The organism is Mycobacterium sp. 3-98 (genome assembly GCF_035918355.1).
In the GTDB taxonomy this organism is placed as follows: Bacteria; Actinomycetota; Actinomycetes; order Mycobacteriales; family Mycobacteriaceae; genus Mycobacterium; species Mycobacterium intracellulare.
Window position 1 is genome coordinate 2,638,630 of sequence record NZ_CP142360.1, and the last position, 24,043, is coordinate 2,662,672.

The window sequence follows — 24,043 nt, forward strand, 5'->3', positions numbered from 1 at the left end:
AGTTATGAACAAGGTTACGAGGGTCTTGTTTGCGCTGTTGCTCGCGTTCGCGGTCTCAACTACCTCGGTGAGCTGCGTACCTCCCTACTGCCCCCTCACCGGCGGCCCGGCCGTCATCTGCTAGTCACCCGCGGCCACTGAGGGGTGAAACCGCTCGCCGCACGGATAAGCCAACCGCGTGGCTGGCCTTCGGCAGCGCAGCCGTTGGAATCGTATTTGGCGAATCAGGCTGGGCGGTCATAGATCTGGGACCTCGAGCGCGAAGCCCATGTTTTGAGTGTGGCTGGGCGCGCCGCGGTTCACAGCCTCGATGGTTTGCGTCTTGGTGTGCTTGACCGCGTCGCGTGACGGCCGCAGCGCCACGAGGGGGAGCAAGGTAGAGATCGCCATGTGCCACGAACAATGAGAACCGGCCGTTGTCGCTCGGAGGTGGGCATTGGCGCTATCCCCTCGAGCCGTGACCCGTGGGGCCGGTGCGGCCCCTGTGGCGAACTCAGTCACCGCAGACCGGGCGCCGCGCTTAAAGTTGGTGGCATGCCGCTTTCTGGAGAGTACGAGCCGTCGCCCTGGGACTGGTCTCGCGAGCAAGCCGACAAGTACGCCGCGTCGGGGGGCGCCGAGGCCGCCGACATGAAGGGCAAGCCGATCATCCTGCTGACCACGGTCGGCGCCAAGACCGGCAAACTCCGCAAGACGCCGCTGATGCGGGTCGAGCACGACGGCCAGTACGCCGTCGTCGCCTCGCTCGGCGGGGCGCCGAAAAACCCGGTCTGGTACCACAACATCAAGAAGAACCCCCGGGTGGAGTTGCAGGACGGCTCCGTCACCCGCGACTACGACGCCCGCGAGGTGTTCGGCGACGAGAAGGCCGTCTGGTGGGAGCGGGCCGTCGCGGCGTGGCCGGAGTACGCCGAGTATCAGACCAAGACCGACCGCCAGATCCCGGTGTTCGTGCTGACCCCGGTCGGCTGAATTCCGGAGTTGGCCAGCTGGCATGGCACCATTAATCAGTGTCCGCTGAATTGAGCCGCCCTCCGAGCGTCGCGCCGCTGACCGCGGCGGACATCGACACCGCGGCCAAGCGGATCGCGGCCGTCGTGACGCCGACCCCGTTGCAGTTCAGCGACCGGTTGTCGGCCATCACCGGCGCGCGGGTCTACCTCAAGCGCGAGGACCTGCAGATCGTGCGCTCCTACAAACTGCGGGGCGCCTACAACCTGCTGGTTCAGCTCTCCGAGACGGAGCTGGCCGCGGGCGTGGTGTGTTCGTCGGCGGGCAACCACGCCCAGGGCTTCGCCTACGCGTGCCGGATGTTGCAGGTGCACGGCCGCGTCTACGTGCCCGCCAAGACGCCCATGCAAAAGCGTGACCGCATCCGCTACCACGGCGGGGACTTCATCGAGCTGATCGTCGGTGGAACGACCTACGACCTTGCCGCCGAGGCCGCGCTGGCCGACGTGGAAAGCACCGGCGCCACCCTGGTCCCGCCCTACGACGACCCGCGCACCATGGCGGGCCAGGGCACCATCGCCGTCGAACTGCTCGACCAACTGGAGACCGAGCCGGACCTGGTGGTGGTCCCGGTGGGCGGCGGCGGCTGCATCGCCGGCATCACCAGCTACCTCGCCGAGCGGACCGAGAACACGTCGGTCCTCGGCGTCGAACCGGCCGGCGCCGCGGCGATGATGGCCGCCCTGTCCGCCGGCGAGCCGGTGACCCTGGATCACGTCGACCAGTTCGTCGACGGCGCCGCGGTGCGCCGCGCCGGCGACCTGACCTACGCCGCGCTGGCGGCCGCCGGCGACATGGTGTCGATCACCGCGGTCGACGAGGGAGCGGTGTGCACCACGATGCTCGACCTCTACCAGAACGAGGGCATCATCGCCGAACCCGCGGGCGCCCTGTCGGTGACGGGATTGCTGGATGCCGATATCGAGCCCGGCTCGACGGTGGTGTGCCTGATTTCCGGAGGCAACAACGACGTCTCGCGCTACGGCGAAGTGCTGGAGCGTTCGCTGGTCCACCTCGGCCTCAAGCACTACTTCCTGGTCGACTTCCCGCAGGAGCCCGGCGCCCTGCGCCGGTTCCTCGACGAGGTGCTCGGACCCAACGACGACATCACGCTCTTCGAGTACGTCAAGCGCAACAACCGGGAGACCGGCGAGGCGCTCGTGGGCATCCAGTTGGGATCCTCGGCCGACCTGGACGGCCTGCTGTCGAGGATGCGCGCGACGGAGCTGCACGTCGAAACCCTGAAACCCGGGTCGCCCGCCTACCGCTACCTGCTGCTCTAGCCGTCGGGCCGCGTTACATGCACGAGCCGTATGGACCCGGGACCCCCGGATTCGGGGTGGTCAGCGCCGCCACCATCGCCTTGCTCGTGCTGCTCGCGTGGGCGGCCATCTGGGTCGCCCGGCGCGGGCGCCTGCTGCGGGGCCTGCGGGAGAGGGTGTCGGGCGTCGCCGTGATCGGCGAGACCCTGGCGTGGGCGCGCGAGCGGATCAGCGACCGCTGGCGGGCGCTGGCCGGCCGGCTGCCGATCAGCGAGGTCGCCGCCGTGGCGCTGCTGCTCGGGCTGGCCGTGGTCGTGACGCTGGCGGTCGGCTTCACCGAAGTGCTCGACGACGTGCTGGAGGGCGACGGCATCGCCGTGATCGACCACCCGGTGACCCGGTGGCTTGCGACCCATCGTGACCTGTGGCTGACCACCGTCCTGCGGACGATCACCGTCGCGGGCGGCCCCCTGTTCCTGGCCGCGTTCGCCCTGCCGATTGCCATGGTGGCCGGTTGGCGGTGCGGGTCGTGGCGCCCGGTGGTGCTCGCCCTGGCGTGCGGCGCCGGGGTCCCGTTGATGCTCTTCACCGCCAAGGCCTTGGTGGGGCGGAATCGCCCGGCCCTGCCGTTCGCCCTCGTCGACGCGGACGGGTACTCGTTTCCCTCCGGACACGCCACCGGCACGGCGGCGATCATGGTCATCTCCGCGTGGATATTGACCCGCTGGCTGATCCGGGGGTGGACCGGGCGCGTGACGGTGTGGGCCGTCACGATCGGCGCGGGGTTCCTGATCGGATTCTCGCGCGTCTACCTGGGCGTCCATTACCTCAGCGACGTGCTCGCGGGCTGGCTGCTGGGCATGGCCTGGGCGGGCGCGGTCATGGTCGTCGGCACCTGGTGGGACAACACCCGACGGGCCCGCGACCGGCAACCGGGGGCGTGAGCTCAGCCTCGGCGCCGGCCGAGGTATGGCGGCGCGGGAATGGCGGGATCGAGGTCGGCGGCCGGCACCGGCGTCCCGGCCGTCAGGGTCAGCGGCACCACGCCGGCCCAGTGGGGCAGCGGGAGGTCCTGCGGGTCGTCGGCCGGGGGACCGCCGCGCACCTTGGCCGACACCTCGGCGAGGTCGAGCGCGAGCACCCCGGTCGCGGCGAGCTCGCGGGCGTCGGGGGCCCGGCAGTCGGCGGCGCGCCCGGGCGCGATGTGGTCGAGCAGGCAGCCCAGCGCCCGCGACTTCTCCGCCGGGTCGTCGACCACGCGCGCCTCACCCACCGCGACCACCGAGCGGAAGTTCACCGAGTGGTGCATCGCCGAGCGCGCCAGCACCAGCCCGTCGACCAGGGTGACGGTGACGCACACCGGCAGGCCCGAACCCGCTGCCTGGGCCGCCCGCGCCGCCAGGAGCGGGCCGCTGCCGGTCGAACCGTGCAAATAGAGCGTCTCGTCCAGCCGGGCGTGCGTGGTCGGCAGGACCACCGGGCGGCCGGCGCTCAGGTATCCCAGATGGCAGACCAGCGCCTCGTCGAGGATGTCGTGGACGGTGCGACGGTCGTAGCGGGCGCGTTCCCGGTAGCGGGTCGGGGTGGTGCGTGAGGTCGGCGGGTATGCGGTGTCCGCGGAATTGCCCATTGATTTGTCCTAGTACATAATGTAATGCGTGCCAGTACAAAACAGCATAACCGGAACCGGCGCGGATTCCATAGCCGCGAGCATCGAAGCGGCGATCTCGGCCGGCTCCCTGACCCCCGGCGACGCGCTGCCGCCCGTCCGCGAGCTGGCCACGCAGCTCGGCGTGAACGCCAACACCGCCGCCGCGGCCTACCGCCTGCTGCGCGATCGCGGCGCCGTCGAAACCGCCGGCCGCCGGGGCACCCGGGTGCGGCACCGGCCGGCGACCAGCCCGCGTTCGCTGCTCGGGCTCGACGTGCCCGCGGGCGTGCGCGACCTGTCGACCGGCAACCCGAACCCGCACCTGCTGCCCATCGCGGGCACCGCCCCGCCCGCACCGGCGCCCGCCGCGCCCGTGCTCTACGGTGGGCCGGCGATCTCGCCGGCGCTGGAGGAGTTCGCCCGCCACGCGCTGATCGCAGACGGGGTGCCCGCCGAACACCTGGCGGTGACCAGCGGCGCGCTGGACGGCATCGAGCGCGCGCTCACCGCGCATCTGCGCCCCGGCGATCGGGTCGCCATCGAGGATCCGGGGTGGGCGAACCTGCTCGATCTTCTTGCCGCCCTGGGGCTTTCGGCCGAGCCGGTGCGCGTGGACGACGACGGGCCGTTGACCGCCGACCTGGCCCGGGCCCTCGGGCGCGGGGTACGCGCGCTGGTCCTGACCAACCGCGCGCAGAACCCGACGGGCGCCGCGCTATCGGCGCAACGCGCCGAGGGCCTGCGTGAGGTGTTGGCCCACCGCGCCGAGGACCTGCTGGTGGTCGAGGACGATCACTGCGCGGGCATCGCCGGCGTACCGCTGCGCACCCTGGCCGGCTGCACCGCCCACTGGGCGTTCGTCCGCTCGGCGTCCAAGGCCTACGGCCCGGACCTGCGCGTGGCCGTGCTGGCCGGTGACCACCGGACCGTCGAGCGCGTGCATGGCCGCCTGCGGCTCGGGCCGGGCTGGGTCAGCCACCTGTTGCAACGGCTGGCCGTCGGCCTGTGGTCCGACAGCGCGGCAGCCGAGCTGGTCGCCGACGCCGAGCGGCACTACGCCGACCGCCGGTCGCGGCTGTGCGACGCCCTGGCCGGCCGCGGTCTCGACGCGCACGGACGGTCCGGGCTCAACGTGTGGGTGCCGGTTCCCGACGAGGCGGTCGCGATCTCACGGCTGCTCGGCGCGGGCTGGGCGGCGGCGCCGGGCGCCCGATTCCGCATGCGGACTCCGGCGGGGATCCGGCTGACGATCTCGGACCTGGCGCCCGACGAGATCGATCCACTCGCCGACGCGGTCGCCCAGGCGGTGCGCCCCGACGGCCGGCCCATCGTGTAGCCGCAGGTCAGGCGGTCTCGTCGTCACCCGGGCCGGGGCCGGTCCATAACAGCTCGATGGTGGGGTTGGGTGGCGCGTCGCGGCGCACGGTGCGCCGGGTGTTCAGGCCGCGGCGGGTCGGATTGTGCGAGCAGATCCGCCGCAGTTTGTGACCGAATTCAGAATGATTCATGGCCGCATCATCGGGGTCGACGCCCCGCGGCCGCCACTCAGTTATCCACAGCCCGCGCGGGTGCGGCGAGGATGGCGAACGAATGGCCTTGCAGCACAGCGCCGTCGGCGTCGACGGCCGGCTCCTCCCAGGCCAGCACGACCTCGCCGCCGACCGGCACCCGCACGGGCTCGGCGCCCAGGTTGCACACGATGCGCAGCTGCCCGCGCGACACGGCGATCCAGCCCTGGTCCTCGTCGTAGTCGACCGCGAGGTGCTCGAGCCAGGGATCGGCGAGGTCGGGGTCGGTGCGCCGCAACGCGATCAGGTCGCGATACAGCCGGCGCAGGCGGGCGTGTTCGCCGGTGTCGACCTCGTCCCAGTTCAGCTTGGAGCGCGCGAACGTCTCGGGGTCCTGCGGGTCGGGGATCTCGTCGGCGTCCCAGCCGTGCTCGGCGAACTCGGCCTTGCGTCCCTCGGCGGTTGCCCTGGCCAGCTCCGGTTCGGGATGGGAGCTGAAGAACTGGAACGGCGTGGCCGCCGCGTATTCCTCACCCATGAAAAGCATTGCGGTGTAGGGGGATCCGAGCGCCAGAGCCGCCTTGATGGCCAGCTGGCCGCCGGTCAGGTTCTGTGAGGGGCGATCCCCCAGGGCGCGGTTGCCGACCTGATCGTGGGTGCAGGTGTAGGCGACCAGGCGGGTCGCCGGAATGGCTCCGGTGTCCAGCGGGCGGCCGTGGCGGCGACGCCGGAACGACGAATAGGTCGCGGCGTGAAAGAAGCCCTGGCGCAACGTGTGCGCCAGGGTGGCCAGGCTGCCGAAGTCGCCGTAGTAGCCCTGGCGCTCGCCGGACACCGCGGTGTGGATGGCGTGATGAACGTCGTCGGCCCATTGCGCGGTCAGACCGTAGCCGCCGCGATCGCGCGGGGTGATCAGCCGCGGGTCGTTCAGGTCGCTCTCGGCGATCAGCGACAACGGGCGCCCCAACTGCTGTGCCAGCCAGTCGGTTTCGGTGGCAAGTTCTTCGAGGATATGGATGGCGGTGGTGTCCACCAGTGCGTGGACGGCGTCCAGCCGCAGACCGTCGGCATGAAAATCGCGCATCCAGCGCAACGCGCAGCCGATGATGTAGCGGCGGACCTCGTCGGAGTCGGCGTCGGCGATGTTGATGCCCTCGCCCCACGGGTTGCTCGCCGAGGACAGGTAGGGGCCGAACCGCGGCAGGTAGTTGCCCGACGGGCCCAGGTGGTTGAACACCGCGTCGATCAGCACGCCCAGCCCCTTCGCGTGGCAGGCGTCGACGAAGCGCACCAGCGCGTCGGGGCCGCCATAGGGCTCGTGCACGCTGTACCACAACACCCCGTCGTATCCCCAACCGTGGCTGCCGGCAAAGGAATTCACCGGCATCAGCTCGACGAAGTCCACGCCGAGATCCACCAGATAGTCCAGCTTGTCGATGGCGGCGTCGAGGGTCCCGGCACCGGTGAACGTCCCCAGGTGCAGCTCGTAGATCACCGCGCCTTCGACCGACCGGCCGGCCCACCCGGTGTCGGTCCACGTCGCGCCGGCCGGGTCCCACAGCTGGGAGCGGGCGTGCACGCCCTCGGGCTGGCGCGCGGAGCGCGGGTCGGGCAGCACGGTGGGGTCGTCGTCGAGCAGGTACCCGTAGCGGGCGTCCGGCGCGGTGTCCACGCTCGCATGCCACCAGCCGTCCCGCGAGCGCGTCATGGGGTGCACCTGGCCCTCGACGTCGAGCCGGACCCGTTCGGGTTTGGGCGCCCACACCCGGAAGTCAGTCATGGTGCCGCTCCAGCAGCACGACCGGCAGGTCGGCGAACAACTGGGCCGCCGAGGTCGGTCCGTCCGCGACCGCCCCGGTGAGCGCGTCTTTCCAGGTGCCGTCGGGCAGCGGCAAAACGGTGTTGCCCCAGCCGCTTTCGGCCAGCCGCACCGTCCAGCGGGTCACCGCGACCACGATGTCTCCGCCATTTGAGCCCCGGCGGAAGGCCACCACGTGGTCGGCGGCGTCGCCGTCGGCCAGCACCGGGACGTAGTCGCCCCGCAAGAAGCTGTCCGGGTGGGCGCGGCGCACGCGCAGCGCGGTGGTGACGACCCGGATCTTCGGGTGCTGCAACTCGTGCAGGGCGGCGCGCCGGGCCGCGTAGTCGACCGGCCGGCGATTGTCCGGATCGACCAGGCTGTCGTCCCACAGCTCGGTGCCCTGATAGACGTCCGGAATCCCCGGCACGGTCAGCGCCAGCAGCTTCTGACCCAGCGCGTCACTGGCGGCGTGCGGATTGAGTTGCGCGACAAGCTCGGTCAGTTGCCCGGCCACCGGGCCGTCGAGCACCGTGTCCAGCCAGCGGTGGATCGCGTCCTCGAAGTCGGTGTCGGGGTCGTTCCACGAGGTGTGCCAGGCCGCTTCCCGGATGGCCTTCTCCGCGTAGCCGTGCAGCCGCTCGCGCAGCTCGCGGGTGACCTGCCCGCTGACCGGCCACACGCCGAAGATGTTCTGCCACAGGAACTGTCCGGTCGCCGGGTCGGGGGAGGGGGCGCGGGTCTCCCAGCGGGCGACGAACTCGGCCCACAGCGACGGCACCTGCGACAGCACCCCGATCCGGGCGCGCACGTCCTCTCCGCGTTTGGTGTCGTGGGTGGTCAGCGTCGTCATGGCCTGCGGCCACATCCGGGCGCGGCTGGCGGCGCTGTGATGGAACTCGGCCGCGCCGACCCCGAAGCGGTGCGGCTCGCCGCCCACCTCGTTCAGCGATACCAACCGGGCGTCGCGATAGAACAGGCAGTCCTCGACAGACTTTGCGGTGACGGCCCCGCACAGCTGCTGTAGCCGGGTGGCCGGCTCGCCGCCGCGGGCCAGCGCCGCGGCCAGCACCTGCAGCGCCGGGCCCAATTCCGGTGCGGCCGCCTCGGTTTCGGCCAGTGCGGTGGGCAACAGCGCGACCAGGCCGGGGTAGTCGCTGCGGTAGACGCCGAGGTGGGTGAGCAACGCCGCCACCGCCGCGGGCAGCTGCGGGTGGTCGGCGCCGGCGGCGGCAGCGATGCTGCGGCGCAGCCGGGACAGCTCGCTGCCCAACGTGTCGGTGGCCGAACGGATCTTGAGGTCGGCCAGCATGTCCGGCAACGCCCGGTAGTCCACGCCGGAGGACTCCACCAGCGCGGTCAGCGCCGGGGCGCCCTGCGGATCCACGAAGAGGCCGCCGACCTCACGCAGCACGTCGTAACCGGTGGTGCCGCCGACCGGCAGGGTGGGCTCGAGCGCCTCGTCGACCGCCAGGATCTTCTCGATCACGATCCAGGCCGAGGGGCCGACCAATTCGCGTAACCACGCCAGGTAGCCGCACGGATCGGACAGGCCGTCGGGGTGATCGATGCGCACACCGTCGACGAGCCCCTCGGCGAACCACCGCCCGACTTCGGCGTGCGTGGCGTCGAAGACCGCGCGGTCTTCCTGGCGCAGCCCCGCCAGCGAGGTGATCGAGAAGAACCGGCGGTAGCCGCACACGCCGTTGCGCCAGCCCACCAGGCGGTAGTGCTGGCGATCGTGCACCTCGGGACCGGTGCCGCCGGCGGTGCCGGGCGCGATCGGCAGCGCCAGATCGCCCAGGCGCAGCACGTCCCCGTCGACGGTCAGGTCGGCGGCGTCCTCGTCGGAGCCCAGCACCGGCAGCACGATGCGGCCATCCTGGTCGAGGTCCCAGTCGATGTCGAAAAACGTTGCGTAGGGCGAAGAACGGCCGTTCCGCAGGACGTCCCACCACCAGGGGTTCTGCCGGGGCTGGTCGATTCCGACGTGGTTGGGCACGATGTCGACGACCAGTCCCAGGCCACGCGCCCGCGCCGCCGCCGACAGCCGCGCCAGGCCGTCACGGCCGCCGAGTTCGGGGGACACCGTCGTGGGGTCGGTGACGTCGTAGCCGTGGCTCGACCCGGTGGTCGCGGTCATGATCGGGGACAGGTACAGGTGCGTCACCCCGAGGTCGTCCAGGTAGTCCAGCAGGTCTTCCGCGTCGGAGAAGGTGAACGCGGACCCGCTCGACTCACCACGCAGCTGCAGCCGATAGGTGGACAGGATGGGTAAATCCATGCGTCACAGAGTCTTACGCAAGATGAGCAACGAGCGTGAGGGCAACGACACCTTCTCCTCGGCGGTCACCACCTGGTCGGGACCCTCTTTGCTGCCCGTCGGTTCGTTGGTGTCCAGTTCCACCGTCCACTCCTGCGCATAGTCGTCGGGCGGCATCGAGAACTCCACCGGATCGTCGCCGGCGTTGAAGCACAACAGGAATGAGTCGTCGACCACCCGCTCCCCGCGGGCGTTCGGCGCGGTGATGGCGTCACCGTTGAGGAAGACGGCCACGCACTTGTGAAAGCTCTCGCCCCAATCCTCGTGCGTCATCTCGCGGCTGCTCGGATTCAGCCAGGCGATGTCACGCACCTCGTCGCCGCTGCGGATCGGCTCGCCCTCGAAGAACCGGCGCCGGCGGAACACCGGGTGCTGCTTGCGCAGGGCGGTCACCTTGCGCGCGAACGCCAGCAGGTCGGAGTTCTTGTCGACCAAAGACCAATCCATCCAAGACAATTCGGAGTCCTGGCAGTAAACGTTGTTGTTGCCGTTCTGGGTACGCCCGAGCTCGTCGCCGTGGGCGATCATCGGCGTGCCCTGGCTGACCATCAGCGTCGCCCAGAAGTTGCGCATCTGTCGGTAGCGCAGCTCGGTGATGTCGGGGTCGTCGGTGGGGCCCTCGACGCCACAGTTCCACGAGCGGTTGTGGCTTTCGCCGTCCCGGTTGTCCTCGCCGTTGGCCATGTTGTGCTTTTCGTTGTAGGACACCAGGTCATTGAGCGTGAAGCCGTCGTGCGCCGTGACGAAGTTGATGCTGGCGCTGGGGCGCCGGCCGGTCGCCTCGTACAGGTCCGACGACCCGGTCAGCCGGGAGGCGAACTCACCCAGGGTTGCGGGCTCACCCCGCCAGTAATCGCGCACAGTATCGCGATACTTCCCGTTCCACTCGGTCCACAAACCCGGGAAGTTTCCGACTTGATAGCCGCCCTCGCCGACGTCCCACGGCTCGGCGATCAGTTTGACCTGGCTGACGATCGGATCCTGCTGCACCAGATCGAAAAACGCGCTCAACCGGTCGACGTCGTGCAGTTCGCGGGCCAGCGTGGCGGCCAGGTCGAAGCGGAATCCGTCGACGTGCATCTCGGTCACCCAGTAGCGCAGCGAGTCCATGATCAGCTGCAGCACGTGCGGGTGGCGCGGGTTGAGGCTGTTACCGGTGCCGGTGTAGTCCTTGTACAGCCGCAGGTCGCCGTCGACGAGCCGGTAGTACGCGGCGTTGTCGATGCCCCGGAAATTGATGGTCGGCCCCAGGTGATTGCCCTCGGCGGTGTGGTTGTAGACGACGTCGAGGATCACCTCGATGCCCGCCTCGTGGAAGCTGCGCACCATGGACTTGAACTCGGCGACGCTGGAGTTGCGGTTGGCGGCGTATTGGTTGTGCGGGGCGAAGAACCCGAACGTGTTGTAGCCCCAGTAGTTTCGCAATCCCAGGTCGAGCAGTCGCGAGTCGTGCATGAACTGGTGCACCGGCATCAGTTCGATGGCGGTGACGTTGAGCGACTTGAGATGGTCGATGATCGCCGGGTGGGCCAGGCCGGCGTAGGTGCCCCGCAGTTCCTCCGGGACGCTGGGGTGGTTCTGCGTCATGCCCTTGACATGCGCCTCGTAGATGACGGTTTCGTGGTAGGGGGTCAGCGGGGCTCGGTCGGATCCCCAGTCGAAGAACGGGTTGCTCACCACGCTGGTCATGGTGTGGCCCAGCGAGTCGACCATGGGGGGAGTTCCCGGGTCGGCCCCGTCGGCGTTGGGTCCCTCGGGGTCCCTTTCCCGGTAGGCCTTCAGGTCGTAGGAGAACAGCGCCTGGCCGAACGCGAAATCGCCGTGAAAAGCCTTGCCGTACGGGTCGAGCAACAACTTGCTGGGGTCGCACCGGTGACCCGCCGCCGGGTCGAAGGGGCCGTAGACGCGAAACCCGTAGCGCTGGCCCGGGTTGATGTTGGGCAGATAGGCGTGCCAGACGTATCCGTCCACCTCCTCCAGGGGAATCCGCGACTCGCCGCCCCGGTGGTCGATCAGGCACAGCTCGACCTTTTCGGCGATTTCGGAGAACAGGGAGAAGTTGGTCCCGGCGCCGTCGTAGGACGCCCCGAGCGGATATGGGTTTCCCGGCCAGACGGTGGCGAGTTTGGGTTCTTGGTGACCGCCTGGTTCTGAAGCGGAATTGTTGGTGGACACCTATCGACCTTATCCGCGGCGCGGGACCCTCACGAACGTACGGCGGTCCGCGAGGCGGTTCACCACCAGCCGGTGTTCTCGGCGATCTGGCGGCCCAGTTCTGGCGCCATGGTCCGCATGTAGGTGGGGGACAGGTGGTGGGCGCCGTGGTAGACCAGGATGTTGCCCTCGACCGGGCGGCACACGTCGGCGCGGCAGATCGCGTCGGACATGTCGAGCACCTTGAGCTGCGGGAATTGGCTGACGAAGTCGAGGGTCTGGTTGCGGTCGGAGAGCAGGTCGGACCGCTTGATCGCGCATGACTGCGCGGTCGCGCCCCGTTTGGCCAGGCAGTCCGCCGGGTCGAACGGCTGGCCGTTCTTCACCAGCCACGGGGTGTCTCGCATTCCGAGGATGGGAATGTTGTTGTCGGACAACGTTTGCCAAATCCCGATGTAGGTGGCGGGCATCACGTCGCCGGACTTGATGTTCCACGGCCGGGTGGTCGTGGTGAAGACGTAGTCGGGGCGGTCGGTGACCAGTTTGGTCATCGTCTGTTGCACCCACTCGCGGCACTGCGGGTAGGGGGCGTTGTTGCCCATGATCAGCGGGACCTGCTCGGTCGACAGCGGGCAGCCCATCTTGAGATACGTCACGACCTTGAAGTGGTGCAGCTTGCCCAGGATGTCCAGCGCGGGCAGCCAGTGCTCGGCGTGCGACCCGCCCGCCAGCGCGATCGTGCGCTCGGCGGCGGCATCGCCGTAGGTGCAGTTGACCACCGCGGGGTTGACGAAGTCGCTGATGCACCCGTCCTTGGTCGAGGCGGGCAGGTCCTGCTTCACCTCCAAGACCGTGGGCCGCATCGGCAGTTTCGGCACGCGCACGCGTTCGGTCAGGGCCCGTGCGCCGGGATAGTCCTGCGGGTTGAGGACGCTGAGCTCCTTGCCCGCCGACCGCAGCACCGTGACGTGTTGACGCCACGTGAACGACGTCGCCGTCAGCGTCACGCCCAGCAGCACGACCGCCGATCCCAGCACCAGCGTCGGCCGCCGGAGGCGGGCCAGCCACCGGGTGGTCGGCGCGGCCGGACGGGGTGCCGGCTTCGAGGCGGCCCGGTAGCGCAGGGGGTCCTCGACGAGCCGGTTGGTCAGGTACGCCAGCACGCCCGACACCACCAGCAGCACCGCGCCTTCGAGGAACGTGGCGTGCTTGTGACCGGTATAGGACAGCCAGAAGATGAGCAGCGGCCAATGCCAGAGGTAGAGCGAATACGCCATGGCGCCCAGCTCGACCAGCGGACGCGTCGCCAGCAGCCGATTGGGCAGCGGCAGCCGGCCCTGGGCGCCGCGCTCGCCCGTCGAGCCGGCTCCGACGAGGATCAGCAGCATGGCGGCGCCGACGGGGACCAGGGCCCACGGGCCGGGGAACTCGCGCACGCCGTCGATGAGCGCCCCGCACGACAGCACCGCGCCCAGCGCGACCGTCGCCAGCGCCGTGCGCAACCACATGGGCCAGCGGATGCGGGTCACCAGCGCCCCGACCAGCGCCCCCAGCAGCAACTCCCAGCCGCGCGCGAAGCTGTCGTAATAGGCGGCCGTCTGGTTGTCCTGGTGCGCGATGATCGCGTAGACGAACGAGGCCAGCGTCAGCGCGCTCAGCACCACCAGGAACACCGTCTTCAGCCGGGCACCCGGCCGACGCCCGCACAGGTACGCCAGGCCGGCGATCAAGACGAGGAAGCTGACGTAGAACTGGCCCTGCACCGACATCGACCAGATGTGCTGCAGGGGGCTGACGGCCTCGCCGGCGCGCAGGTAGTCGGAGGCGGTGTTGGCCAACTCCCAGTTCTGGTAGTAGCCAAGGCTGGCGAGGCTCTGGTCGGCGAAGGCCTCCCAGCGGGTTTCCGGCTGAACCAGGATGGTGAGCACCGCGCATCCGGCCAGCACGACGACGAGGGCCGGAACGAGGCGACGGACGAGCCGGATCACCTCGGCCACCGGCGACAGGGTGACCGCCGGGTTCAACGCGGCGCGGATGACCTTGCCGCCGAAGAAGAATCCGGACAGCGCCAGGAAGACGTCGACGCCGCCGGAGACGCGGCCGAACCAGATGTGGAACACGGCGACGAGCGCGATCGCGATGCCGCGCAAGCCGTCGAGGTCGTCGCGATAGAACCCCTGCGATCCCCAGGATTCCGTGGTGGCCGCCCCCGAGTCCCCCGGATCGGCGGCGGCGATCGGTGCGGAAGGACGTGTCGGGGTCTGCATGATCGACCGCTAATTTACCCAAAACCCGCCACCCGTTCCCGACCGCGCGCGGCGGGGGAGCGAGTGGCGGGCGTCGGAAGGCAGCGGACGACCCGTGGGAATTACCGGGTGAGACCGGCGCCCGCCGGCTGCAACGGGGCCTGCTGGGTGGGCAGCTGCTGCACGGGCGCCTGCTGTAACGGCGCCTGTTGTGTCGGTGCCAGCTGCAACGGCCCACGCTGGGTCGGCACCTGCTGCGCCGGCGCCTGTTGCGTCGGGACCTGCTGCAGCGGCGCCTGTTGCGTCGGGACCTGCTGCAACGGCGCCTGCTGCAACGGCGCCTGTTGTGTCGGCGCCTGCTGCAACGGTGCCTGCTGCAACGGCGCCTGCTGCAACGGCGCCTGATGTGTCGGCGCCTGCTGAGCCGGGCCCTGCTGGGTGGGCAGCTGCTGAGCCGGGGCCTGTGGCGTCGGCGCGGAAGCGCCGAGGATGCGGACCATGTAGGGCGTCATGCCGTTGGCGCGTACCGGCGAGACCTGCACGACGTCGCCGACCTCGAGCATCTGGTTGTTGCCCAGGTACATCGCGACGCTTTGCGTGCCGTCGGGTCCGTAGAAGATCAGGTCACCCTTGCGGGCCTGCTGCGGCAGGATCTTCTGGCCGACGCGGTAGATCGCCCCGGAGGAACGCGGCAGCTTCACGCCGGCACCGGCGTACGCGTACTGCATCAGCCCCGAGGCGTCGAAACCGACGGTGTTGGCGCCGGTACCGGTGCCGCGGGTGGGGCCGTTGATGCCGCCCCCGGCCCAGGAGAACGGCACGCCGCGCTGCGACAGACCGCGGGCGATCACCACGTCGGTGGCCTGCTGATAGTCCATCGACCTGGCGCCCGGGTCGGCGGTCGCGACGGTGGGAACCACCATCGGCGCCCCGAGCAGGGCCAAACCGATCGCGAGGGCGTAGATGCGTTTCATGTTTCTGGCCTCTCAGGCGCTCGTGGGGCCTCGACGCGGTGACCTCGCGCGTCCGCCCCCGGTTCATGGATCGGGCGACGGCCCCCACGCTGGGGCCGCGCCGTCCATGGCACTTGCGTAGTGAAGCGGCCCGTCAGAGGGCCGTATTCACATCAGTCACAACCGTAACTTTGACAACAGATGGTGTTAGCCGCCAGGGCCCCGGGGGATTATTTGTCGTACCGTGACCGGACGGTGACTGGCGCGGCCCAATCCCGTATGCGCAGTTGTGATTTCGGTCTCAGCCGGCTACGACGTAGCCATCCCGTCACGGGGCGGAGACGCCGGCCCGATCAGAGCCAATAGCGTTCGCTGAACAAGGTCAGCATCGTTCCCGCCGCCGAGCTCACCATGACCAGCGCCAGAGCCAGAACCGGCCAGAAAGACATGTACCAGCCCTTCAGGATGGACACCACCGGGCCGATGACGGCGGCGGTGAGGGCCGCCCCGATCCCGCCCCACACCACCGGGTGGATGTACAGATCCAGCCCGAAGGGAACCGGCCCGCAGGTCTCGTCCGCGCAGACATGCGCCAGGAAGCCGAAAAGCCGCGACGGCCAGGTCGTCGCCGTGGCCAGCACGGCGAGCAGGACCAGCAGGGTGACGGTGCAGACGACGTCCCACACCGCCAGCCGCACCCGGATCACCCGCGGCGCCCCGGGGGCCTCGGCGTCGTAATCCACCAGGTCGGGTGCGGGCCCTGCGCTGTCGGGCTGCTGCGGCGTGGCCATGATGTCCCATGCTTCCCGACGGCCCGGGTTTGCGCGAATCGGCTGCTTTACCCTCGATCACTATGCCCGCGGCCAAGGCCGGGCTGACGCCCGAGCAGATCAGCGCGATCGACGCCGCGCACCTGTGGCATCCGTACAGCACGATCGGCGCCGAATCCATCGCACCCGTCGTCGCGGTCGCGGCGCACGGCGCCCGGCTGACCCTGATCCGCGACGGCGAACCCGTCGAGGCGCTCGACGCCATGAGCTCCTGGTGGACCGCGATCCACGGGCACGGCCACCCGGTCCTGGACGCGGCCCTGTCCGCCCAGCTCGGCGCCATGAACCACGTCATGTTCGGCGGACTGACCCACGAGCCCGCGGCCCGGCTGGCCCAGCTGCTGGTCGAGATCACCCCGGCCGGCCTGGAGACGGTGTTCTTCAGCGACTCCGGATCCGTGTCGGTGGAGGTGGCGGTGAAGATGGCGCTGCAGTACTGGCGCAGCCTCGACCGGCCCGGCAAGCACCGGCTGATGACCTGGCGCGGCGGCTACCACGGCGACACCTTCACCCCGATGAGCGTCTGCGACCCCGACGGCGGCATGCATTCGCTGTGGACCGACATCCTGGCCCGGCAGGTGTTCGCCCCGCAGGTGCCCCGGGACTACGACGCCGCCTACAGCGCGGCGTTCGAGGCGCAACTGGCCCGCCACGCCGACGAACTGGCCGCGGTCATCGTCGAACCCGTCGTGCAGGGCGCCGGCGGCATGCGCTTTTCCGACCCGCGGTACCTGCGCGACCTGCGCGAGATCTGCCGACGGCACGACGTGCTGCTGATCTTCGACGAGATCGCCACCGGCTTCGGCCGCACCGGCGAGCTCTTCGCCGCCGACCACGCCGGCGTCAGCCCCGACATCATGTGCGTCGGCAAGGCGCTGACCGGCGGCTACCTGAGCCTGGCCGCCACTCTGTGCACCACCGAGATCGCCCACACCATCAGCGCCGGCGAGGCCGGCGCGCTGATGCACGGGCCCACGTTCATGGCCAACGCGCTGGCCTGCGCGGTCTCGGTGGCCAGCGTCGAGCTGCTGCTCGGGCAGGACTGGCGGTCGCGGGTCGCCGAGATCGGCACCGGGCTGGCGGCCGGGCTCGAACCCGCCCGCGCATTGCCCGGCGTGACCGACGTCCGGGTGCGCGGGGCCATCGGCGTCATCGAATGCGCGCGCCCCGTTGACCTCGCCGTCGCCACGCCGGCGGCGCTGGACCACGGCGTCTGGCTGCGGCCGTTTCGCAACCTGGTCTACGCGATGCCGCCCTACATCTGCACGCCCGACGAGATCTCCCGGATCGCCTCGGCGATGGTGCAGGTCGCCCGCCTCGTCGGCTAGCGGTGGCGACCCGCTGCGCCCGGCGTGGACTATGCGGCGACCCGCTGCGCCCGGCGTGGACTATGCGGCGACCCGCTGCGCCCGGCGTCGCCGCGCTGGCGGTCGCCGCGGCCGCGCTGGCGATCGCCACTAGGCTGAGCCCCTATGAACGCCTCCCCGCAGGCACCGATCGACGTCTCCCCGCTGGCCTGGCTGGAGGCGGTGGAACGGCAGCGCCGCGAGGCCGGGCTGCGCCGCTCGCTGCGGCCGCGCCCCGCCGTCGCCACCGAGCTGGACCTGGCATCCAACGACTACCTGGGGTTGTCCCAACACCCCGACGTGATCGACGGTGGGGTCGCTGCGCTGCGCCTGTGGGGCGCCGGGGCGACCGGGTCCCGCCTGGTCACCGGCGACACCGAACTGCACGAGGAATTCGAGACCGAGCTCGCCGACTACGCCGGGGCGGCCGCGGGCTTGCTGTTCTCCTCGGGCTACGCGGCCAACCTGGGCGCCGTCGTCGGGCTGTCCGGCCGGGGTTCGCTGGTGGTGTCCGACGAGCTTTCGCACGCCTCGCTCGTCGACGCCTGCCGGCTGTCGCGGGCCCGGGTGGCGGTGACGCCGCATCGCGACGTCGGTGCCGTGGAGGCGGCGCTGCGATCGCGCGACGAGGAACGCGCGGTCGTCCTCACCGAAGCGGTGTTTTCCACCGACGGCGCCCTGGCGCCGCTTCGCGAACTGCACGACGTGTGCCGTCGGCATCGCGCCCTGCTCATCGTCGACGAGGCGCACGGCCTCGGGGTGCGCGGCGGCGGGCGCGGGCTGCTGCACGAGGTCGGGCTGGCCGGTGCGCCGGACGTGGTCATGACCACCACGCTGTCCAAGGCGCTGGGCAGCCAGGGCGGCGCGGTGCTCGGGCCGGCGTCGGTGCGCGCCCATCTGATCGATTCGGCGCGCACGTTCATCTTCGACACCGGACTGGCCCCGGCGGCGGTGGGTGCCGCGCGCGCCGCGCTGCGGGTGCTGCGGGCCGAACCGTGGCGCGCGGACGCCGTGCTGCGCCATGCCGGCATCCTCGCCGAGGCCTGCGGGGTACGCGAGCTACCGCAGTCGGCGGTGGTGTCGGTGATCCTCGGCGACCCCGACGTGGCGGTGGCCGCCGCGACCGCCTGCCTGGACGCCGGCGTGCGGGTCGGATGCTTCCGGCCCCCGACCGTGCCCGCCGGCACCTCGCGGCTGCGGCTGACCGCGCGCGCGTCGCTGGACGACGCCGAGCTGGACCTCGCGCGCCGGGTGCTCACCGACGTGCTCGCCGGGCTTGGCTAGGGCACCCCGGTGACGGTCCTGGTCGTCACCGGCACCGACACGGGGGTCGGCAAGACGGTCGTCACCGCGGCGCTGGCCTGCCACGCCCGCCGGGCCGGCCTCGACGTGGCGGTGTGCAAACCGGTCCAGACCGGCACCGATGACGGCGACGACGACCTCGCGGAGGTGGGCCGGCTGTCCGGGGTGACCGAGCTGGCCGGGTTCGCCCGGTACCCGCAGCCGCTGGCGCCGGTGGCCGCGGCCGAGCAGGCCGGGATGCCGCTGCCCACCCGCGAGCAGCTACTGGGGCTCATCGGGGAGTTGGACCGGCCGGGGCGGCTGACGCTGGTCGAGGGCGCCGGGGGCCTACTGGTCGAACTCGGCGAAAACGGTGTCACCGCACGCGATCTCGCCGTCGCGCTCGGCGCCCCGGCGCTGGTGGTGGTCAGCCCGTCGCTGGGCACCCTCAACCACACCGCGCTCACGCTGGAATCACTTGCCGCACACAATGTTTCGTGCGCCGGGCTGGTGATCGGGGCGTGGCCCCGGTGCCCCGGGGTGGTGGAGGCGTCCAACCGGTCCGCGCTGGCCCGGTTGGCCGCGCTGCGCGCCGCGCTGCCCGCGGGGGCGGCGTCGCTGGACGCGGCCGACTTCGCGGCGCTGTGCGCAGGCGCATTCGACCGCGACTGGGTCGCCACGCTGGCCGGCTGATGGTCCACTCCATCGAGCTGACCTTCGACCGCGACACCGAGGCCGCGATCCGAAACATCTGGGAAGCGTTGGCGGCGGCGGGAATTCCCAGCCAGGCGCCGGCCAGCCGCCCGCACGTGACGCTGGCGGTGGCCGAGGGCATCGCCGCCGACGTCGACCCGTTGCTGGCCCCGCTGAGCAACCGGCTGCCGCTGGGCTGCCTCGTCGGCGCGCCGGTGTTGTTCGGCCGCGGCAGCGCCGTTTTCGCGCGGCTCGTGGTGCCGACGGGCGAGCTGCTGGCCCTGCACGCCCGGGTGCACGAGTTGTGCGCCCCGCATCTGGTGCCCGGCCCGATGCCCAACAGCCTGCCCGGTCAATGGACCGCGCACGTCACGATCGCCCGCCGGGTCGGCGGCGCCCAACTCGGCCGCGCGTTGCGCATCGCGGGCCGGCCCGCCCAGATCGACGGCAGCTTCGCGGGTTTGCGCCGCTGGGACGGCAACAAGAAGGTCGAGCACCTGATCGGTTAGTGGCGACCGCAAACGCGGTATGGCGGGGCGCGGGGGCCACCCATCGGCGCATCGCACAGAAATTCTACGGTCGTTGACTTATCTCCGCCGATGTCGTTAGCTTGGACGCGGAGAAACTCCGCAGTCGGGGAGTTATGCGGTGCCAGGTTTCACGACGGGTCGTGCGCCGGGTCATCAAGGTGCCCGACTTCCCGCGGCGGGACGCCGTCGCCGTACCTGGCGTGAAAACCATTGGGAACGCGCGAGTTACAGGCTCTGAGCGAAGGGGAGCATGATGCGTACAACGACTGCGGCGCTAGGCAGCGCGGCGTTTTTTCTCGTCGCCCCGGGGACCGTCGCCGGACTGATCCCCTGGCTGATCACCGGCTGGCATTGCCATCAACCGCTGCCACACTGGGTGATTGCCCAGATCGTCGGGGTGCTGCTGATCTGTGTGGGCCTGGTACCGGTGGTGTCGGCGTTTGCGGAGTTCGCCAAGGCGGGCGGCACCCCAGCACCCGTCGCGGCGCCCCGACGACTCGTCGTCAGTGCATTCAACCGGTATGTCCGCAATCCGATGTACGTCGGCCTCCTGGTGGTCATCGTCGGCCAGGCCCTGCTGTTCGGCAGCCTCGGCACGGCCATCTACGCCGCGGTGATGTGGGCGGTGACGGCCTCGTTCGTGCGCTGGTACGAAGAACCCACCCTGCAGCGCCAATTCGGGACCGACTACGAGGCCTATCGGCAGGCGGTGCCCGCGTGGTTTCCGCGACTGCGCCCGTGGACGCCCGGCCCAAGATGACATCGCCCGCTGGGCCCGGCGCTCCGGCCGCACATCAGCGTTCGTCGCGCTGCGGCGCCGCCCGGCTCATGGGGTGGCCGACAGTGCGAACTCCTGCCCCATGGCCTCGTGCACCCTGGCGCGCCGCTCGTCGATGGCGCGGCCCAGGTCTTGCAGCAGCAGCGGCTTACTGGTCACCAATTCGACGAGGTGGTCGCGATCGATTTCCAGCGCGGTGATTTCGTCGATCGCCTGCGCGTCGGACAGGTTGGGCTGCCGGGTCAGCGCGGTCACCCCCAGGAACGAGCCCTCGTCCAGCCCCCCGACCGCGACCGCCGTTCCGTCCCTGGCGGTGGCGGTCAATCGCACACCGCCCGCGAGCAGAAACGTCATCTTGTCGGGAACCCGGCCGGCGTGCTCGACGATCTCGTTCGCACCGTAGCGAACGATCCTGGCGTGCGACGTCAGCGCCTGCTGATCCGGTTGGCTCAGCCGCAACGCCGGGGCCACCACGGTCCGCAAGGCCTTCTCGATGCGCTCGGGCGTCGAGATGTCGTCCTCGGCGCCGTCGAGGCGCAGGCCTTCGCGCCGCGCGGCGTACCAGAGCCAACGCAGAAACGTCGCCTGCGCGGCGGAATCGTCTGCGGGCGACCTCAACCCGACGGTGAGGAGGTACTCGGCGGCCCCGGCGGGCGTCGCGGCTGCCACGGCGTTGGGCCTGCGCTGCGGCAGCGCGTTGGCCACCCGTTCCAGCAATGCGCACACTCGGTCGGGCGGGTCGACCTCGGAAAACGTTGTGGTGATTGCCAATTGGTGGCCCCCGGGCGGGCGGCTGAGGTTGGTGAACGAGGTGGTGGCCAGCACCGAGTTCGGGGTGATCTGTAGCCCACGGCCGGTCTGGATGTGGACGGAGCGCCAGTTCGCCTCCACGATGCGGCCCCGGGCCGCGGGGGTGTCCAGCCAGTCGCCGATCCGGAATGGCTGTTCGAACAACATGAACAGCCCCGACACGATCTGGCCGACGGAGTTCTGCAGCATCAGCCCGATCACCACCGAGGTCACGCCCAGCGCGGTGAAAAGGCCGCCGACGCGGACACCCCACACGTAGGAGAAAATGACCGCCAGCCCGACTCCGATCAGCACGAACCGGGTCACGTCGAGGAAGATGCCCGGAATGCGCTGGCGCCACGTCCCTTGCGGCGCGCCCTCGAACACGGTCGCGTTGAGCCCGGACAACAGCAGCACCAACACCACGAAGCCGAACACCGTCGCGAGGACCCGAACCGAGGTGAACTGCGCCGGCATCCGCGCGACGTTGACCAGCAACACCAGCAGGGCGCCCAGTGGGATCAGGTAGCTGCGCAACAGGAACGCCGGCCGGGCCAGCGGGCTGTCCCTGCGGACCAGGCTCTGATGCCATTCGGTGAGGGCGATCAGCAGCAGCGGCAGCCCGATGACCACACCGGCGGCCCAGTACAGCGACGACGAGTCCAAGGATGTCACGGCCCTGCCCCTTACCCTTCCGACAACTTCCAGATCTGCTGCTCGACGCCGCCGACCGTGATGGTGCCCGCGGGCGTGAACTGACGGATGTCGTGCATCACCTCGTACACCTTCGAGGTGACGTAAATCCCCGTTTGCGTTGTGCTGCTGCGTGTTTGATGCGCGAGGTTGACGGCAGCGCCCCACATGTCGTAGACGATGCTGGATCGCCCGACCAGTCCGCTGATGACGTTTCCGGTGTTGATGCCGGCCCGCAGCGCCAGGTGGTAGCCCGTCCTGGCGTTGAAGCGCGCGATGATGTCTTTCATCTCGACAGCGAATTCGACGGTGCGGTGGACGCTGTCCAGGCGGGGAAAGTTCAGGCCGCAGCTGGCGAGGTAGCCGTTGTGGAGCGTGCGAATCGGCTCGATACCAAGGGATTCGGCCGCCGAGTCGAGTTCGCGGATCAGCTCGTCGACGATGCCCACCAATTCGCGCCCGGAAAGCCTGCCCGAGATCTCGTCGAGGCCGACGAGGTCGGCGAAGATGACGGTGACGTCCTGGTGCTCCTGGGCGATCGTGTGTTCGCCCTCGCGGTATCGCCGCGCCACCGGCTCGGGCATCAACGACCCGAGCAGCCGGTCGTTTTCCTTGCGTTGTTCGCCCAGCAGCTCTTCCTTGATCTGCAGGTTTCGGCTCATCTCGTTGAAAGCGGCCGTGAGTTCCCCGATTTCATCGTGGGAGGTGACCGGGATCGCGACGTCGTAGTTTCCGGCGCCGATCTCCTGGGCGCCGGCCTGCAACCTGCGGATGGGTCGCACGAAGATCTGCGCGACCAGCAGCGCCGCCACACAGATAACGAAAACCATTGCGGTGGTGGTGATCACGAGGGTCTGGGTGAGCGACATGACGCGGGCGTTGGCCTCGGCGGTTTCCCTGGTCGCGACGATCGACCAGTGCAGGTCGGAATTGGGCACGGACAGCGGGGCGTAGGCGGCGAGTTCGCGCCGGCCCAGATAGCTGGTGTCGGTGAGGGTTCCCGACTCTCCGCGGTCGGCGGCGCGCACCGCCGCGGTGGCCACGGGCTGAACCAGCGTGGTGCCGCCCCACCTGATCGCCGTGTCGACGGCGGCCGGCCGGGTTCCGGCCGCGACCGCATCCCGTTTGTATCGCTGGGGGTCCTCGAGGAACAGCCGCGAATCCGAGCGCATCAGGTGGTCCGGACCGGCGAGATACGTTTCGGCGGTGTCGCCCATGCCCGCGGCCTTCCACTGCTTGTCGGCGGTCATGATCCGATTCACCTTGGCGATCGGCAGGGGCAGCGCCAGCACCCCGGCCGCGTTGCCGGGTGGACCGATCGGTGCCGTCAACCACGCGATGGGCTGACCGAGTTGAGCCTGATAGGGCGCGAAGTCGGTGATCCACACGAAGTCCACCGAGTTGGCGGCCATCGCCTTCTCGTAGGCGTCGCGCAGGTTGGATTGGCGATACGGGCCGGTGCGGACGTTGGTACCGAGGGACGCGGATTTCTTCACGCTGTAGACGACGTTGCCGCGGGTGTCGAGCAGCAGCGCGTCCCGGTACTCGAATCGGGTTGCGATCTCGCGAAAGTAGTCGTTGAACCGCGCATTGGCGGCCGACCATGCGCTGCCGTCGCCGGCGTCGTCGGGCGCCGAGCCCGTCTGATTGGAGGACCGATTCGCCGCCACGGTGTAGTGCGCCTGCAGGTACTTCTGTGCGTTGTTGCTCGGCAGCACGGCGTCGAGGGCCAGCTTCTTGCCGGTGTCGCGCTCGATCGGTTCGATCAGCTTTTTGGTGTAGAAGTCCACCAGCGCGCGTTGCTGCCCGGGGTCGACGGGAGCGTTGGCCAGTTGGTCGAAGCCGGCGGTGAACTCGCGCACCGCGTCCAACGCGGTGGTTCCGTGGCTGTAGACGACCAGCGAATCCGACAGATCCGAGAACAGGGTCTCGATGGCCCGTTTCTGCGCCGCGCGCATCTGGGTCATCCGCTCGGAGGCCGCGGGCAACAGCGCGTTGCGCGCCGCGACGTATTCGACTGTTCCGATCACTCCCAGCGACGCCAGGCTGGCCACCAGCAGCATCAGCATCACCTTGGACTGAATGCTGAATCGGGACAGCGCTCGTAGGCGACGCCACGTCGTCCGGGCCGGGTTCTGCTCGTCCGGGGGGACCGGCTCGGTCGAGCGCCCCGCCATCAATCGAGTTCGGTCAGGGT

Annotated in this window: 18 protein-coding genes and 1 pseudogene; 9 read left to right on the plus strand and 10 right to left on the minus strand. The window is 70.1% G+C overall.

Annotated elements, in window-relative coordinates; translation table 11 throughout:
- The first annotated feature begins 534 nt into the window (after positions 1-534).
- The 3 genes from QGN30_RS12805 to QGN30_RS12815 are packed head-to-tail and all read left to right on the plus strand — an operon-like array spanning position 535 to position 3,217.
- Positions 535-972 (plus strand): nitroreductase family deazaflavin-dependent oxidoreductase, encoded by a 438-nt coding sequence (locus QGN30_RS12805; RefSeq protein ID WP_009955520.1) that lies wholly within the window; start codon positions 535-537, stop codon positions 970-972.
- A gap of 38 nt (positions 973-1,010) precedes the next feature.
- Positions 1,011-2,294 (plus strand): threonine ammonia-lyase, encoded by a 1,284-nt coding sequence (ilvA, locus tag QGN30_RS12810; protein ID WP_008257839.1) that lies wholly within the window; start codon positions 1,011-1,013, stop codon positions 2,292-2,294.
- Between the two features lie 17 nt (positions 2,295-2,311).
- Entirely contained in the window at positions 2,312-3,217 is a 906-nt protein-coding gene (locus QGN30_RS12815; RefSeq protein ID WP_043955017.1) for a phosphatase PAP2 family protein, read from the plus strand.
- A gap of 2 nt (positions 3,218-3,219) precedes the next feature.
- Here QGN30_RS12815 and QGN30_RS12820 read toward each other — a convergent pair whose 3' ends face one another.
- Positions 3,220-3,903 (minus strand): pyridoxamine 5'-phosphate oxidase family protein, encoded by a 684-nt coding sequence (locus QGN30_RS12820; protein WP_095580225.1) that lies wholly within the window; start codon positions 3,901-3,903, stop codon positions 3,220-3,222.
- A 28-nt stretch (positions 3,904-3,931) separates the two neighbouring features.
- Here QGN30_RS12820 and QGN30_RS12825 point away from each other — a divergent pair, with 28 nt between their 5' ends.
- Positions 3,932-5,260: an aminotransferase class I/II-fold pyridoxal phosphate-dependent enzyme gene (locus tag QGN30_RS12825; RefSeq protein WP_248923130.1), complete on the plus strand. Its 1,329-nt coding sequence runs from the start codon at positions 3,932-3,934 to the stop codon at positions 5,258-5,260.
- A gap of 7 nt (positions 5,261-5,267) precedes the next feature.
- Here QGN30_RS12825 and QGN30_RS12830 read toward each other — a convergent pair whose 3' ends face one another.
- From QGN30_RS12830 to QGN30_RS12860, 7 genes and pseudogenes are all read right to left on the minus strand, one after another.
- A complete protein-coding gene (locus QGN30_RS12830) occupies positions 5,268-5,432 on the minus strand; it encodes a hypothetical protein (RefSeq protein ID WP_009954057.1) in 165 nt (54 codons plus the stop codon).
- Positions 5,433-5,469: 37 nt separating this feature from the next.
- The gene (gene treZ / locus QGN30_RS12835) at positions 5,470-7,212 is read right to left on the minus strand and encodes a malto-oligosyltrehalose trehalohydrolase (protein ID WP_009954058.1); all 1,743 of its coding nucleotides are present in this window, start codon (positions 7,210-7,212) and stop codon (positions 5,470-5,472) included.
- The gene (gene treY, locus QGN30_RS12840; RefSeq protein ID WP_014380377.1) at positions 7,205-9,514 is read right to left on the minus strand and encodes a malto-oligosyltrehalose synthase; all 2,310 of its coding nucleotides are present in this window, start codon (positions 9,512-9,514) and stop codon (positions 7,205-7,207) included. Before treY ends, treZ begins: the two co-directional genes overlap by 8 nt.
- 3 nt (positions 9,515-9,517) lie before the next feature.
- Positions 9,518-11,728, minus strand: a complete 2,211-nt coding sequence (glgX, locus tag QGN30_RS12845; protein ID WP_014380376.1) for a glycogen debranching protein GlgX — start codon at positions 11,726-11,728, stop codon at positions 9,518-9,520.
- Between the two features lie 59 nt (positions 11,729-11,787).
- Entirely contained in the window at positions 11,788-13,974 is a 2,187-nt protein-coding gene (locus QGN30_RS12850; protein WP_009954061.1) for an acyltransferase family protein, read from the minus strand.
- Positions 13,975-14,273: 299 nt separating this feature from the next.
- A pseudogene (gene ripD / locus QGN30_RS12855) lies at positions 14,274-14,927 on the minus strand (NlpC/P60 family peptidoglycan-binding protein RipD); the annotation flags it as partial.
- Between the two features lie 332 nt (positions 14,928-15,259).
- On the minus strand, positions 15,260-15,697 hold the full coding sequence (locus QGN30_RS12860; RefSeq protein WP_008257820.1) for a hypothetical protein: 438 nt from the start codon (positions 15,695-15,697) through the stop codon (positions 15,260-15,262).
- Between the two features lie 62 nt (positions 15,698-15,759).
- On the opposite strand from QGN30_RS12860, the gene QGN30_RS12865 reads away from it, so the two are divergent.
- From QGN30_RS12865 to QGN30_RS12885, 5 genes are all read left to right on the plus strand, one after another.
- On the plus strand, positions 15,760-17,064 hold the full coding sequence (locus QGN30_RS12865; protein WP_038536591.1) for an adenosylmethionine--8-amino-7-oxononanoate transaminase: 1,305 nt from the start codon (positions 15,760-15,762) through the stop codon (positions 17,062-17,064).
- A 144-nt stretch (positions 17,065-17,208) separates the two neighbouring features.
- Positions 17,209-18,366: an 8-amino-7-oxononanoate synthase gene (locus QGN30_RS12870; RefSeq protein WP_014385134.1), complete on the plus strand. Its 1,158-nt coding sequence runs from the start codon at positions 17,209-17,211 to the stop codon at positions 18,364-18,366.
- Between the two features lie 9 nt (positions 18,367-18,375).
- Entirely contained in the window at positions 18,376-19,056 is a 681-nt protein-coding gene (gene bioD, locus QGN30_RS12875; RefSeq protein WP_014385133.1) for a dethiobiotin synthase, read from the plus strand.
- Positions 19,056-19,565 carry a 2'-5' RNA ligase family protein gene (locus QGN30_RS12880; RefSeq protein WP_009954660.1) on the plus strand — a complete coding sequence of 170 codons (510 nt, stop codon included), beginning with the start codon at positions 19,056-19,058 and terminating at the stop codon, positions 19,563-19,565. The genes bioD and QGN30_RS12880 overlap by 1 nt, the downstream gene beginning before the upstream one ends.
- Before the next feature lie 271 nt (positions 19,566-19,836).
- Positions 19,837-20,346, plus strand: a complete 510-nt coding sequence (locus tag QGN30_RS12885; RefSeq protein ID WP_009954662.1) for a methyltransferase family protein — start codon at positions 19,837-19,839, stop codon at positions 20,344-20,346.
- Between the two features lie 66 nt (positions 20,347-20,412).
- On the opposite strand, the gene QGN30_RS12890 is transcribed toward QGN30_RS12885, so the two are convergent.
- Together QGN30_RS12890 and QGN30_RS12895 are read right to left on the minus strand one after the other, a co-directional pair.
- Positions 20,413-21,828: a mechanosensitive ion channel domain-containing protein gene (locus tag QGN30_RS12890; protein ID WP_038536589.1), complete on the minus strand. Its 1,416-nt coding sequence runs from the start codon at positions 21,826-21,828 to the stop codon at positions 20,413-20,415.
- A gap of 11 nt (positions 21,829-21,839) precedes the next feature.
- Entirely contained in the window at positions 21,840-24,023 is a 2,184-nt protein-coding gene (locus QGN30_RS12895) for an adenylate/guanylate cyclase domain-containing protein (protein ID WP_014385131.1), read from the minus strand.
- Between the last annotated feature and the right edge of the window lie 20 nt (positions 24,024-24,043).